Origin of the sequence: Saccharopolyspora endophytica, from assembly GCF_018070075.1 — a bacterium.
Taxonomy (GTDB): Bacteria; Actinomycetota; Actinomycetes; order Mycobacteriales; family Pseudonocardiaceae; genus Saccharopolyspora; species Saccharopolyspora endophytica.
In genome coordinates this window covers 228658-241770 of record NZ_JAGPXE010000010.1, presented here as the reverse complement: position 1 = coordinate 241770, position 13113 = coordinate 228658, and the positions used below count along the sequence as shown (strand labels likewise).

Genomic DNA, 13113 nt, shown 5'->3' with positions numbered 1-13113 from the left:
CGCGCTCCCCTCTGGTTCAGTCCAGGTCGAACCGGCCGCTCTTGAGGCCGCCGACGAACTCCTGCCACAACTGCGAGGCGAACTCGATGCGCCCCGCCCCCCGGTTCTTGGTGTCCCGCACACCCACGTGATCGGACCCGAAGCCGACCTCGACGCACTGGCCCTGCCCCTGCGAGCGGGAACTGGTGCGCCAGCCGGATATTTCCGCCATCTAAAGCTCTCCTATGCGTTGTTGGATGAAATCGACCGAACCTTCCGGGTCTACCGCATGCGCTCTCAAATGGTCCATCATCGTGGCGTAGTTCGTCAGCTCGATCTCGCGCTCCAGGTACAGCCCACCCACATGGGTCTCCAGATACACCACGTCCGGGTCAATGTGGTTGGAGTAGCGCAGGATCACGAACGGACCCGCCTGCGCCGGATGCGCTCCGGCGTCCAGCGGCATCACCTGCAACGTCACGTTCGGCAGCTGACCCAGCTTGAGGATGTGCTCCAGCTGCCTGCGCAGCACGCCATCACCGCCGACGGGACGGCGCAGCGCGGCCTCGCCGACCACCGCCCACAGCTCCAGCGGGTCGTCGCCGGTGACCCGCTCCTGGCGCTGGATGCGCAGGTCCACGCGCCGGCCGATCTCCGCGTCGTGCGCGCGGATCAGCGTGGATTTGGTGATGGCGTAGGCGTATTCACGCGTCTGCAGCAATCCGGGGATCGCTTCGGACTCGTAGGTGTGAATGCTGGACGCCTCCGCCTCAAGACCCACGTAGGTCTCGTACCACTCGGGCAGCACGTCGCTGTAGGAATGCCACCAGCCGCGCTTGCGGGCGTCGCGGGCCAGGTTGATCAACTGCTCCCGCTCGGCGTTGTCCACCCCGTAGAAGTCCAGCAACGCGGACACGTCGCCGACCGACGGGGATCTCTTCGCGGTCTCGAAGCGGCCGATCTTCGCCTGCGTGCAACCGAGGTGGATGGCCGCCTGCTGCTGGGTGACCTCCGAATGCGCGCGCAGTCTGCGCAATTCGGCGGCCAGCCTGCGGCGGCGAACCGTGGGACTGACTGTCATGGCCCCCATCCTGCCCGGCCCACCACAACGAGTCACATCCCGATCACCCGTACGACATCTTCCCGGGATGCTTGTTGGGCGGGTTGTTTGTCGGGGCGGTCCGAGGGGTGGGCCGGACCGCCACGTCATGGGGGGTGACATTCCACGTGTACCTGCTGATGGTCGTGTCCGTGCTGGTCTGGGCCGTGTTCTTCGGAATGGGCCTGCTGCTCTGGCTCAGAGCGGGCCGCCTCACACCCCGCCGCAACCGCGACTGACCGGCAGCCCGGGGATCGCAAGCGGCGCAGCCGCGAGGCGTGAAAGCAACCCTCGCAACCGGCACCGCCGTACCGTCCCCTGCCGGGGGTTTCTGAGCCGTCGTCTGGCGAGTACGCCGCGACGCCGTGCATTGGACATACATCAGGAGTGGCGCACGGAGTCCAGGCGGCGTCTCAGGTTCCGCCACCCGCACCGCCAAGCACAACGACCACAGACAACACTCAGGGCCTGGGCACGTTGCGGAGGTTGCTTCGGGCTAGTTGCACCATTTTTCCGACGCCTCCCGAGAGGACCGTGCGGCTGACGGCGAGGGCGAAGCCCTTGACCTGCTCGCCGGTGATGTGCGGCGGCAGCGACAGCGCGTTCGGGTCGGTCACCACGTCCACCAGCGCCGGGCCCGGTCGCGACAGCGCGTCGGCGAGCGCGTCGCGGACCTCGCCGGGCTTCTCCACCCGGACCGAGTTGATCCCGGCCGCGCGGGCGATCGCGGCGAAGTCGACGCTGTCGTGGTCGGTGCCGAAGTCCGGCATCCCGTCGACCAGCATCTCCAGCTTGACCATGCCCAGCGACGAGTTGTTGAACACCACGGTCTTCACCGGCAGCCGGTGGGTCCGCAGGCTCAGCAGGTCGCCCAGCAGCATCGCCAGCCCGCCGTCACCGGACATCGACACCACCTGGCGGTCCGGTGCTGCCAACTGCGCGCCGATGGCCTGCGGCAACGCGTTGGCCATCGACCCGTGCACGAACGACCCGAGCACCCGGCGGCGCCCGTTGGGCGTGATGTAGCGGGCCGCCCACACGTTGCACATCCCGGTGTCCACTGTGAACACCGCGTCGTCGGCGGCCAGGTCGTCGAGCACGTCGGCGACGTACTCGGGGTGGATGGGCACCTGCGACTCGACGTTGCGGGTGTAGGCGTCGACGACCTTCTCCAGCTGTCCGGCGTGCTCGCGCAGCATCCGGTCCAGGTAGGAGCGGTCGGTCTTGGCGCTGACCTTCGGCAGCACCGCGCGGATCGTCTCGGCGACGTCGCCGTGCACCGCCAGGTCCAGCACCGTGCGCCGGCCCAGGTGCGTCGGCTCGATGTCGACCTGCACCGTGTTGGCCTGCGGCAGGAAGTTGTCGTACGGGAAGTCGGTGCCCATCAGCAGGACCAGATCGGCCTTCTGCATCGCCTCGTGGCAGGCGCCGTAGCCCAGCAGCCCGCTCATGCCGACGTCGTAGGGGTTGTCGTACTGGATCCACTCCTTGCCGCGCAGCGCGTGCCCGACCGGCGCCTTGATCTTCTCCGCGAGCTCCATCACATCGGCGTGCGCACCGCGAGAACCCGCTCCGCAGAACATCATCGGCCGCTCGGCCCGGTTGATCTTCTCCGCCAGCGCCGCGACCTGCTCCGCCGAGGGCAGCAGCGTCGGCGGATCGCAGTCGACCACGCCGTGGCCGGTCGGCTTGGCCGCCGACTCCTCGGCCACGTCACCGGGCAGCACCAGTACCGACACCCCGCGGCGACCGACCGCGGCCTGGATCGCCGAGCGCAGCAGCCTCGGCATCTGCTCGGGCTGGGAGAGCATCTCGCAGAAGTGGCTGCACTCGTTGAACAGCTCCTCCGGGTGCGTCTCCTGGAAGAAACCGGTGCCGATCTGCGCCGACGGGATGTGCGAGGCCAGCGCCAGCACCGGTGCTCCGCTGCGGTGCGCGTCGTAGAGCCCGTTGATCAGGTGCAGGTTGCCCGGACCGCAGCTGCCCGCGCACACCGCGAGCCGGCCGGTGACCTGCGCTTCGGCGCCCGCGGCGAACGCCGCCGCCTCCTCGTGCCGGGTGTGCACCCACTCGATGCCCTCGGTCCGGCGGACGGCGTCGACCACCGGGTTGAGGCTGTCTCCGACGATCCCGTAGATGCGCTTCACACCGGCCTGCACGAGGACTTCGATGAACTGTTCGGCGACGGTCGGCATGCGCTTCCTCCGTGAACCACGATCGAATGGGCCACCCTCCCGTCTACGCGCGGCCCATCACCCCCGCAACCCGGTAGCCCGATCGAGGGACACGGGTAACGATCCCGGCGATACCGGCGATCACCACCATGTCCGCACCGAATGCGGATTTCCCGCCCTGCGAAAGGAATTTCGACGGTGTCCGTCCGCGTCTACACAAGGTGCGCCATTGCCGTGACCACTTCGGCGCTCGCCGGACTGATCCTCGGCGGATTCCTCGTCGCCCAGCAGCAGCCGGCGCAACCGGCCATCGAGCAGGTGTCTCAGCTCACGCCCGCCGCGGGCGGGGCGGCGCTGCCCGAATGAGCCGTCCGGCCCATCGGCTAGCGTCGCGGGCATGAGCGAACAGAACCGACTCTCCGACGGCGACGCCGCGCCCGAGTTCTCGCTGCCGGATGCCGACGGCAACACCGTCTCGCTGAGCGATTTCCGCGGCCGCTCGGTCGTCGTCTACTTCTACCCCGCCGCGAGCACCCCGGGCTGCACCAAGGAGGCGTGCGACTTCCGCGACAGCCTCGCCGAGCTCAACGAGGCCGGTTTCGACGTCCTGGGCATCTCCCCGGACACGCCGGCGAAGCTCGCGAAGTTCCGCGACGCGGAAGGACTCACGTTCCCGCTGCTGTCCGACGAGGACCGCGCCGTCATGACCGCGTGGGGCGCCTTCGGCGAGAAGAAGAACTACGGCAAGGTCGTGCAGGGCGTCATCCGCTCGACCTTCGTCGTCGACCCCGACGGCAAGATCGCCAAGGCCCTCTACAACGTCAAGGCCACAGGCCACGTCGACCGACTCCGCAGGGAAATCGGCGCCTGATCCTCTTCCGCAGAGCGATCACCTTGCTCAGCGGTGCGGGTAGCGGAACCTCAGACGCCGTCTGGCTCCGGGAGCCGAGACTTGTGTATGACCAATACACGGCGCTTCGGCTGTCCTCCCCAGACGACGTCTGAGAACCCGCGGCGGTGCGAGTTGAGTCCCGCACTTGAAACGGCGGCTGCCGCCGCCCGTCACGTCAGTCCAGGACCATGTAGATGGCGACGCCTGCTGCGATGACGACCACCAGGTAGCGGAGCAGGGTCGACGGGAGGCGTTGGGCGAGCTTGCCGCCCGCGTAGCCGCCGATGACCGTGGTGGGCACCAGCATCGCCACCGCGACCCAGTCCACCGGGGCGATGAGCGCGTAGACGACCAGCGTGGCGGCGCTGCCGATCATGCCCAACCAGCTCTTGAGCGCGTTGAGCCTGCGCATGCTGTCGGTCGCGGCCAGCACGAGGATCGCGATCAGGATGACGCTGCGCGCTCCGCCGAAGTACCCGCCGTAGATCGAGGCGAGGAAGATCCCGACGGTGAGCAGCACCGTGCGGTCCGGGGCGCCCTCGGCCGGTGAGCCGAGCCACTTGCGGATGGTGTTCTGGAAGGCCATCAGCACCGCCGACAGCCCCACCAGCGCCGGGACCACGGCGTCGAAGACCTCGCCCGGCAGCACCATCAGCAGCCCGCAGCCGACAGCCGAACCCACGCACGCCGCGATCGACGTGGTCCACAGCCTGCGCGGACTGCCGGTGAGGTCGTCGCGCTGGCTGACCGCCGCGCCCACGAAACCGGGCCCCTGCGCCACCGAGTTGGTCACGTTGGCCACCAGCGGTGGCATCCCGGTCGCCAGCAGCGCCGGGAACACCAGCAGGGAACCGCCACCGGCCACCGCGTTCACCGCGCCGGACAGGAATCCGACGACGACGAGCAGGGCCAGTTCAAACCACTCGGTGAACACGCACCGAAGTTAACCGGCGATCCCGGTCAGACCCCCACCGGGGCGAGCGACATCACGTCAAGTGGCGAGTTCGCGCAGCGACGGCAGCAGCAGGCGCAGGGCCCGGCCGCGGTGCGAGTCGGCGTCCTTCTCCTCCGGGGACAGCTCCGCGCTGGTGCGGGTCTCGCCCTCGGGCACGAAGATCGGGTCGTAGCCGAAGCCGTTGTCGCCCCGGGATTCCCGGATGATCGTGCCGCGCCACTCACCGCGCACCACGGTCTCGCCGCCGTCGGGCAGCACGAGCGCGGCGGCGGAGACGAACGCCCCACCGCGCCGCTCGTCCGGCACGTCCTTGATCTGACCGAGCACGAGGTCGAGATTCGCCTGGTCATCGCCGTGCGCACCGGACCAGCGGGCCGAGAGCACGCCCGGCATCCCGTTGAGCGCGTCGATCTCCAGGCCCGAGTCGTCGGCGACGGCGGGCAGCCCCGTGGCCCGAGCGGCGTCGGCGGCCTTGGCGAGGGCGTTGTCCTCGAAGGTGGCACCTGTCTCCGGCGCTTCCGGGAACTCCGGCACATCGGCCAGTCCCACGACTTCCAGGCCCGTGACGCCCTCGGCTTCGAGGATGCGGCGCAGCTCCACCAGCTTCTTCTGGTTGCGGGTGGCCAGCAGCAACCGGCTCATGCCGCGCTCCCGGGCAGCTCACCCGGGTACGGCTCGGCGAGCGCGGCTTCCTGCAAGCGAGCGAGCTCACCGCATCCGGCCAGCGCGAAGTCGAGCATCTTGTCCATGGTGGACCGCGTGTAGGTGGCGCCCTCGCCGGTGCCCTGCACCTCGACCAGGGTGCCGTGGTCGGTGGCGACCACGTTCATGTCGACCTCGGCGCGCGAGTCCTCCTCGTAGGGCAGGTCCAGGCGCACGCGGCCGTCGACGACGCCCACGCTGACCGCCTGGATCGCGCAGGACAGCGGCTTCGGGTCGGACAGCCGACCGGCGGCGCCCAGCCACGTCACCGCGTCGGCCAGCGCCACGTAGGCGCCGGTGATCGCGGCGGTGCGGGTTCCGCCGTCGGCCTGGATGACGTCGCAGTCCAGGGTGATGGTGTTCTCGCCCAGCGCCGCCATGTCGATGCAGGCGCGCAGGGACCGGCCGATCAGCCGGGAGATCTCGTGGGTGCGGCCGCCGATGCGGCCCTTCACCGACTCGCGGGAGCCGCGCGTGTTGGTCGCCGAGGGCAGCATCGCGTACTCGGCGGTGACCCAGCCCAGCCCGGATCCGGTCCGCCAGCGCGGAACGCCCTCCTGCACGCTGGCCGCGCACAGCACCCGGGTACGGCCGAACTCCACCAGCACCGAACCCGCAGGCCAGTCCTGGTATCCCCGCGTGATCTTCACATCGCGAAGCTGATCGTCACTACGCCCATCCGCTCTAGCCACAGCTCAACCCTAAGCCCAGGCCCCGACCGGCCGACGAAGGCCCCGGTCGCACCGGCCCACCCCGGCGACCGAGCCCCCATTCGAATTTCGCGCGAAATTCGAGCGCGAAAGTTCGGACTCGAATTTCGCGCGAAATTCGAATTCCCTCAGACCTCGTAGGTGGCGCCCGCCTGGACCAGCTGGGTGGGGCCGTCGAAGGTGGCGCTGGCCTCGGTGTGGATGGCGCCGTGGTCGGTCCAGGGCACCAGGTGGGTGATCAGCAAGCGCTCGGCGGCCGCGGTCTTGGCGACCTCGGCGGCCTGGCGGCCGGAGAGATGGACGTTCATCGGCGCGTCCTCGTGGTGCTCCCAGGACGCCTCCGCGAGCAGCACGTGGGCACCGGAGGCCAGCTCGTCGAGCTGACCGCACGGCCCGGTGTCACCGGTGTAGGCGAGCACCCGACCCTCGGCCTCGACGCGGAATCCCCAGGTCGGGCACAGGTGGGCGACCTCGACCGCGCGGATGGTGAACGGCCCGACGGTCACCGGCTCGGTGCCGACCGGGCGGAAGTCGAAGACGTCGGACAGGTCGGTCTCGGCGAGCTCGGCGGCCGTGGGCGCGTACAGCGCGGCGAGCCGGTCCGGGGCGTTGTCCGGGCCGAACACCGGCAGCCGCCGGGCGCGCGCGTCGTACGGCGGCTGGGGCCGATAGCGCCGGTACACCGTCAGCGCGCCGAAGTCGGCGCAGTGGTCGGGGTGCAGGTGGCTGAAGAACAGCGCGTCGAGGTCGAACGGGTCGATGAAGCGCTGCATCGCGCCGAGCGTGCCGTTGCCCAGATCCAGCGCGATGCGGGTGTCACCGGATTCCAGCAGGTATCCGGACGCGGGCGAGTCTGGCCCGGGAATGCTCCCGGCGCAGCCGAGGACCGTCAGCTTCATGCGACAGAGCCTGACACGCGAAGCGGCAGAACGGCATCGGCCGAGGGAGCCGGACCGAGAAAGCGGCGGGCCAACCGGGCGAAGCGCTCGGGTTCGCCGGTGACCCGGAACTCGTGCTCGGGCAGGTTGTCCGGTTCGGCGAGCCGGTCCTGCTCGGTGAGCACCCGGACGACGTCCTTGGCGGTCTCCTCCGCGCTGGACACCAGCGTGACCTGCTCGCCCATCGCGAGTTGCAGGACACCGGTCAGCAGCGGGTAGTGCGTGCACCCCAGCACGAGTGTGTCGACGCCTGCCTGCTGCAGCGGGTCGAGGTAGTTCTGCGCGAGTCCCAGCACCTGCCGGCCGCTGGTGATGCCGCGCTCGACGAAGTCGGCGAACCGCGGGCAGGCCGCCGTGGTCAGCTCGATGTCCGGTGCGGCGGTGAAGGCGTCGTCATAGGCGCGGGAGCGGATGGTGGCGTCGGTGCCGATGACGCCGACGCGCCGGTTGCGCGTGGTGGCCACAGCCCTGCGGACCGCGGGCAGCACGACCTCCACCACGGGGATGGAGTAGCGCTCGCGGGCGTCGCGCAAGCAGGCCGATGAGGCGGTGTTGCAGGCGATGACCAGCATCTTCACGCCCTCGTCGACCATCGCATCGGTGATCGCCAAGGTGCGGGAGCGGATCTCGGCCAGCGGCATCGGCCCGTAAGGGGCGTTGGCGGTGTCACCGACGTAGTGGACGGTCTCACCGGGCAGCTGGTCCATGATCGCTCGGCTCACGGTCAGCCCGCCTACGCCGGAATCGAAGATCCCGATCGGAGCGTTGGTCACCCGGCCAGTGTGCCAGGCTCGGCGCCCGAAACCCGCCGCCTAGTGCTGCGCGCCACCAGCCACGTGGCCATCGCCCCACCGACCGCGCCGAAGAGGTGGCCCTCCCAGGAGATGCCGGGCTGGCCGGGCAGCACGCCCCAGAGCATGCCGCCCCAGTAGAAGAACAGCACCACCGCAACCAGGATCTGGGCGATGCTGCGCTGGGCGAACCCGCGCAGCAGCAGGAACACCATCCAGCCGAAGATCACGCCGGAGGCCCCGACGTGGTAGCCGGGAGCGCCGATCAGCCACGTCCCGAAGCCGGCGACGATCCACACCACGGCGGTGACGCCGATGAACTGGCGGATCCCGCCCGCGAGCAGCAGCCAGCCGAGCACGAACAGCGGCAGCGAGTTGCTGATCAGGTGCTGCCAGCCGAAGTGCAGCAGCGGCGCCCAGAGGATGCCGTCGAGACCGTCGACGGTGCGCGGGAGGACGCCGTTGGCGTCGAGGTCCTCCGCCAGGTTGGGCGCCGGGGTCGCCGCGTCGTAGAACTCGATGCCGAACAGCACCGCGATGCAGACGAGCATGCCGAACGCGGCCCGCAGCGGATTCGCGGGCAGCACTCGCGGACGTGGGCGTTCCATCGGGCGTGTCACACCTTCGAGCCTAGCGTCAGGAATGACCCCCGGGATCGGGATCGACCCTGATTCCGACCGCGCCGCGATTGAGCATCGAGTGCGTTTCGGATCACCGGGGTTTCGGCCATCCGGCCCCATCGGATGATCTTCGCGGTAGGGTTCGACCCCGTTGCGTCCGGTGGTCGAAAGGTGAAGTGTGCACGCCCAGGTCGACATCGCAGTTCAGGCGACGGCGCGTTCCGGACAGGCGCCGACCTGGGACGTAGGCACCGAGACCCTGCTGTGGACGGATCCGCGGGCGGGCGAGGTGCACCGCTACCGCCCGGGTCACGCGAACGCGACGATGACGTTGCAGCAGCAGACCGGAGGCGCGAAGCCCCGCAGCCGAGGCGGCCTGGTGCTGCACCTGCAGGAGGGCATCGCGCTGTTCGACGCCCACGGCGAGCAGCGCACCTGGCTGGTCTACTGGGCCCGCGAGGGCGTGCGGGCCGGCGCCACGATGATCGACCGCAAGGGTCGGCTGTGGGCCACGACGATGCGCGAGGACGAGTCCGGCGACGGCTGGCTGGCGCGGGTGAACCCGGACGGCTCGGCGGGCGTGATCATCAAGGACCTCAGGGCCGGGTTCGGGCTGGCCACCAGCCCTGACGACTCCCGCTTCTACATCGCCGACGCGGGCACCGGCCGCATCGAGGTCCTCGACTTCGACGTCAACGCGGGCCTGATGGGCAACCGGCGCACCCTCTGCGAGGTCGGCGGCCAGCCGTCCGGCCTGGCGGTGGCCACCGACGGCTCCCTCTGGACGGCGGTCCGCGACAAGGGCGAGCTCCACCGCTACGCCCCCAGCGGCGAGCTCGCGGAGACGATCCCGCTACCGGCTCAGCGCCCCACCAACCTCTGCTTCGGCGGCCAGGACCTCCAGGACCTCTACATCACCACGGCCCGCGACGACCTCCCGTCCCCCACCACCACGGACGGCGCGGTCCTCACCCTCCGCACCACCACGGAAGGCCTCCGAGCCTTCGCCTTCACAGGCTGACCACCCCCACCCCGGCTCCGGCTCCGGCTCCGGCTCCGGCTCCGGGGTGACGCGAATACGGCAGTAATCAGGTGCCCGATTACGGCGGTATTCAGGGTCCGGATTACGGCCGTATTCAGGTCCCCGATTACGGCGGTAATCCGGGTTCTGATTACTGCGGTATTCCGGGTCGAGCGGTGCGCACCCGGGCCTGAACAGCGAGAACCCCGCCTCCTCGGGGGAGGCGGGGTTCTCGTGCTTGGGGGGTCAGGCCCAGAGCTGGCCTTCGAGGCGTTGGGCCGCTTCATCGATGGTGCCGCTGTAGGCGCCGGTGGAGAGGTACTTCCAGCCGGCGTCGGCGACGACGAACGCGATGTCCGCGGACTCCCCGGCTGCGGCCGCCTTCTCGGCGATCGTCAGGGCCGCGTGCAGGACCCCGCCGGTGGAGATCCCCGCGAAGATGCCTTCGTTCTCCAGCAGCTGCCGGGTCCGGCGCAGGGCGTCGTAGGACCCGACGGAGAACCGCCGCGAGAGCACGTCCGGGTCGTAGAGCTCCGGCACGAAACCCTCGTCGAGGTTCCGCAGCCCGTAGACGAGCTCGCCGTACCGGGGCTCGGCGGCCACGACCTGAACGCCGGGCTTGTGCTCGTGCAGGTACCGGCCCACGCCCACGAGGGTCCCGGTGGTGCCGAGACCGGCCACGAAGTGCGTGATGCTCGGCAGGTCCCGCAGGATCTCCGGCCCGGTGCCCTGGTAGTGGGCGTCGGCGTTGGCGGGGTTGCCGTACTGGTAGAGCATGACCCAGTCGGGGTTCTGCTCGGCCAGTTCCTTGGCCATCGCCACGGCCTGGTTCGACCCGCCGGCCGCGGGCGAGGAGATGATCCGCGCACCGTAGGCCTGCAGCAGCTGGCGCCGTTCCTCGGAGGTGTTCTCCGGCATGACGCAGACCAGGCCGTAGCCCTTGAGCTTGGCGGCCATGGCCAGCGAGATGCCGGTGTTGCCCGAGGTGGGTTCGAGGATGGTGCAGCCGGTGGTGAGCCGGCCTTCCTTCTCGGCGGCCTCGATCATGTTCAACGCCGCCCGGTCCTTGATGGAGCCGGTCGGGTTGCGGTCCTCCAGCTTCGCCCACAACCGCACGTCGGGTGCGGGCGAGAGGTGCGGCAGCCCGACGAGCGGGGTCTCACCCAGCGCGTCGAGCAGCGAGTCGAATCGAGCCACGGGGTCCTCCCGCGTCAGCTCATGCCGCCGGCGACGGCCGGCAGGATGGTGACGTTGTCGCCGTCGGAGACCTGGGCTTCCAGCCCACCGGCGAAGCGGACGTCCTCGTCGTTGACGTAGACGTTGACGAACCGGTGCAGGTTGCCCTCCTTGACCAGCCGGTCCTTGAGGCCGTTGTAGTTGGCGTCGAGGTCGTCGATCACCGCGGCGAGGTTGTCGCCCTTGGCCTCCACGGACTTCTGCCCATCGGTGTGGGTCCGCAGGATGGTGGGGATGGAAACGTTGACTGCCATGGGGAATCCTCCTGTCCACAAAGGACTACATAGGGAACGCGAACAACGGTCTTCGGGCGAGCCGCGGATCAGTCGCGGTCGGGAACCTCGTCGCTACCGGTGTGGGCGAACATGTACGACTCCACGACCTCCACCGGCTCCTCGGTGACCTGGCCATCGAGGATGCGGTAGGAACGCAGCTCATGGGTCTGCGGGTCCCGCGTGGACACGAGCACGTAGTGCGCGTTGGGCTCCGAGGCGTAGGAGACGTCGGTGCGCGACGGGTAGGCCTCGGTAGAGGTGTGCGAGTGGTAGATGACCACCGGCTCTTCATCGGCGGCGTCCATGCCCCGCCACACCTTCAACTGCTCGGCGGAGTCGAACCGGTAGAAGGTGGGCGAACGCTCGGCGTTGATCATTTCGATCAAGCGTTCCGGACGGTCGGACCCTTCCGGTCCGGCAATCACGCCGCACGCCTCATCGGGGTGGTCCCGTCGGGCATGCGCGACCATCGCATCCACGAGGTCGCGTCGGATCACCAGCACAGCAACCATCCTAGTAGGTGGGGCACCGGTCTCCCAGCATCTGGAAACCGCGGGCGAACCGGTGCGGGTTCGTCGTTTCGGCAAACGACGTTCCACGATGATTCATTCCCGCGCGGAGGGATAGAGGCGCGTGTAGCACGTCACCTCCCCGACCGGCTCGGCCGCGAGCATCCCGCGCACGATGGCGCGCTCGACGACCTCGGCCGCCACTGCGCTGACCTGGTCCAATCGTGCCGCCCAGCCGGGCTCCCCCGGCTCCGGGAGGGTGTGGCCGGTGCCCGTGGCCAGGCCGAACACGGTGTCGCCGTCGACGAGCAGGTGAGCGGGCCGGACCGCGCGCGCCAGCGCGTCGTGACCGGCCACGGCCAGGCGACTGCACTCGGACTTGCTCAGCTTCAGATCGGTGGCCACGACGCCGAGGGTGGTGTTGAGCGGCCGGTCGACGGGTCCGTTGCGGCCGGGTCGCCCCTCGTAACGCGGCCGCGCGGCTTCCACCTCCTGGGAATCGGGAGCGCGGAGCCCGGGCGTGGCGGTCCAGGGCAGTCCGGTGTCGGGATCGATGGCCGATCCGGCGGCGTTGACCACGACCAGCGCGGCGACGGTGGTGCCGTCGGGCAGCACGGCGCTGGCGGTGCCCACACCGCCCTTGACCGGCCCGACCACGGCCCCCGTCCCGGCGCCGACGTTGCCCTGCCGGGTCTCGGTGCGGGTGGCGTTGTCGCAGGCCCGGTAGCCGAAGTCGGCGTCGGGCCGGTTGCCCCAGTCGTTCATCGGCACGTCGAAGATCACCGCGGCGGGCACCACCGGCACGACCTGGCCGGGTCCGCCGACCGGGACGCCGTGGCCGCGCTCGCCGAGCCAGCGCATCGCGCCGTCGGCGGCGGCGAGCCCGTAGGCGCTGCCGCCCGCGAGCATCACGCCGTTCACCCGCTGCACGAGGTGGCTGGGTTCGAGCACGTCGGTCTCGCGGGTGCCCGGCCCTCCCCCGCGCACGTCGACGGCCGCGGTCGCGCCGCCGGGGGCGATCACGGCGGTCGCACCGGTCGCCCAGCGCTCGTCGAGCCGCTGGTCGTGGCCCACCAGCAGACCCTCCACGTCGACCAGCGCGTCCAGTTCACCAGGCTGCAACGGCATCGCGCACCTCCTGTCGATCACGTTAGCCCGATGTAAAGGAAACCCGCCGACCGTTGTCCTGCCGTCGCCACCTGTTCATCGTCA

17 protein-coding genes are annotated in these 13113 nt (G+C 69.9%); 4 read left to right on the top strand and 13 right to left on the bottom strand.

Annotation, left to right across the window (positions count from 1 at the left end; genetic code table 11):
- Positions 1 to 16: 16 nt before the first annotated feature.
- Entirely contained in the window at positions 17 to 211 is a 195-nt protein-coding gene (locus KBO27_RS23150) for a DUF397 domain-containing protein (RefSeq protein ID WP_132625541.1), read from the bottom strand.
- The gene (locus KBO27_RS23145; protein ID WP_246537814.1) at positions 212 to 1060 is read right to left on the bottom strand and encodes a helix-turn-helix domain-containing protein; all 849 of its coding nucleotides are present in this window, start codon (positions 1058 to 1060) and stop codon (positions 212 to 214) included. It abuts the gene before it with no gap.
- A 134-nt stretch (positions 1061 to 1194) separates the two neighbouring features.
- Between KBO27_RS23145 and KBO27_RS34375 the strand changes: the two genes are divergently transcribed.
- Positions 1195 to 1317, top strand: coding sequence for a hypothetical protein (locus KBO27_RS34375; RefSeq protein WP_281420844.1), 123 nt, complete (start codon positions 1195 to 1197; stop codon positions 1315 to 1317).
- A 222-nt stretch (positions 1318 to 1539) separates the two neighbouring features.
- Here KBO27_RS34375 and KBO27_RS23140 read toward each other — a convergent pair whose 3' ends face one another.
- Positions 1540 to 3273 carry a pyruvate dehydrogenase gene (locus tag KBO27_RS23140; RefSeq protein WP_210971971.1) on the bottom strand — a complete coding sequence of 578 codons (1734 nt, stop codon included), beginning with the start codon at positions 3271 to 3273 and terminating at the stop codon, positions 1540 to 1542.
- A 213-nt stretch (positions 3274 to 3486) separates the two neighbouring features.
- On the opposite strand from KBO27_RS23140, the gene KBO27_RS34370 reads away from it, so the two are divergent.
- Positions 3487 to 3618 (top strand): hypothetical protein, encoded by a 132-nt coding sequence (locus KBO27_RS34370; protein ID WP_268952480.1) that lies wholly within the window; start codon positions 3487 to 3489, stop codon positions 3616 to 3618.
- Between the two features lie 31 nt (positions 3619 to 3649).
- A complete protein-coding gene (gene bcp / locus KBO27_RS23135) occupies positions 3650 to 4123 on the top strand; it encodes a thioredoxin-dependent thiol peroxidase (RefSeq protein WP_210971970.1) in 474 nt (157 codons plus the stop codon).
- Between the two features lie 196 nt (positions 4124 to 4319).
- On the opposite strand, the gene KBO27_RS23130 is transcribed toward bcp, so the two are convergent.
- The 6 genes from KBO27_RS23130 to KBO27_RS23105 all read right to left on the bottom strand — a co-directional run bounded on the left by KBO27_RS23130 (position 4320) and on the right by KBO27_RS23105 (position 8860).
- Positions 4320 to 5078, bottom strand: coding sequence for a sulfite exporter TauE/SafE family protein (locus KBO27_RS23130; protein WP_210971969.1), 759 nt, complete (start codon positions 5076 to 5078; stop codon positions 4320 to 4322).
- Positions 5079 to 5135: 57 nt separating this feature from the next.
- Positions 5136 to 5741: an RdgB/HAM1 family non-canonical purine NTP pyrophosphatase gene (gene rdgB, locus KBO27_RS23125; RefSeq protein ID WP_210971968.1), complete on the bottom strand. Its 606-nt coding sequence runs from the start codon at positions 5739 to 5741 to the stop codon at positions 5136 to 5138.
- Positions 5738 to 6493, bottom strand: coding sequence for a ribonuclease PH (gene rph, locus KBO27_RS23120; RefSeq protein WP_132676472.1), 756 nt, complete (start codon positions 6491 to 6493; stop codon positions 5738 to 5740). The genes rdgB and rph overlap by 4 nt, the downstream gene beginning before the upstream one ends.
- 146 nt (positions 6494 to 6639) lie before the next feature.
- Positions 6640 to 7410, bottom strand: coding sequence for an MBL fold metallo-hydrolase (locus tag KBO27_RS23115; protein ID WP_210971967.1), 771 nt, complete (start codon positions 7408 to 7410; stop codon positions 6640 to 6642).
- Positions 7407 to 8222 (bottom strand): glutamate racemase, encoded by an 816-nt coding sequence (gene murI / locus KBO27_RS23110; protein WP_210971966.1) that lies wholly within the window; start codon positions 8220 to 8222, stop codon positions 7407 to 7409. The genes KBO27_RS23115 and murI overlap by 4 nt, the downstream gene beginning before the upstream one ends.
- Positions 8219 to 8860 carry a rhomboid family intramembrane serine protease gene (locus KBO27_RS23105; RefSeq protein ID WP_307870559.1) on the bottom strand — a complete coding sequence of 214 codons (642 nt, stop codon included), beginning with the start codon at positions 8858 to 8860 and terminating at the stop codon, positions 8219 to 8221. Before KBO27_RS23105 ends, murI begins: the two co-directional genes overlap by 4 nt.
- A 178-nt stretch (positions 8861 to 9038) precedes the next feature.
- Between KBO27_RS23105 and KBO27_RS23100 the strand changes: the two genes are divergently transcribed.
- Positions 9039 to 9881: an SMP-30/gluconolactonase/LRE family protein gene (locus KBO27_RS23100; protein WP_210971965.1), complete on the top strand. Its 843-nt coding sequence runs from the start codon at positions 9039 to 9041 to the stop codon at positions 9879 to 9881.
- A gap of 246 nt (positions 9882 to 10127) precedes the next feature.
- Here KBO27_RS23100 and KBO27_RS23095 read toward each other — a convergent pair whose 3' ends face one another.
- The 4 genes from KBO27_RS23095 to KBO27_RS23080 form a co-directional block, all read right to left on the bottom strand.
- The gene (locus tag KBO27_RS23095; RefSeq protein WP_132679354.1) at positions 10128 to 11078 is read right to left on the bottom strand and encodes a PLP-dependent cysteine synthase family protein; all 951 of its coding nucleotides are present in this window, start codon (positions 11076 to 11078) and stop codon (positions 10128 to 10130) included.
- A 14-nt stretch (positions 11079 to 11092) separates the two neighbouring features.
- Positions 11093 to 11371 carry a MoaD family protein gene (locus KBO27_RS23090; RefSeq protein ID WP_210971964.1) on the bottom strand — a complete coding sequence of 93 codons (279 nt, stop codon included), beginning with the start codon at positions 11369 to 11371 and terminating at the stop codon, positions 11093 to 11095.
- Between the two features lie 68 nt (positions 11372 to 11439).
- Complete coding sequence (locus KBO27_RS23085; protein WP_132679350.1) at positions 11440 to 11895, bottom strand: M67 family metallopeptidase; 456 nt, start codon at positions 11893 to 11895, stop codon at positions 11440 to 11442.
- A 102-nt stretch (positions 11896 to 11997) separates the two neighbouring features.
- Positions 11998 to 13029: a P1 family peptidase gene (locus KBO27_RS23080; RefSeq protein WP_210971963.1), complete on the bottom strand. Its 1032-nt coding sequence runs from the start codon at positions 13027 to 13029 to the stop codon at positions 11998 to 12000.
- Positions 13030 to 13113 lie beyond the last annotated feature (84 nt).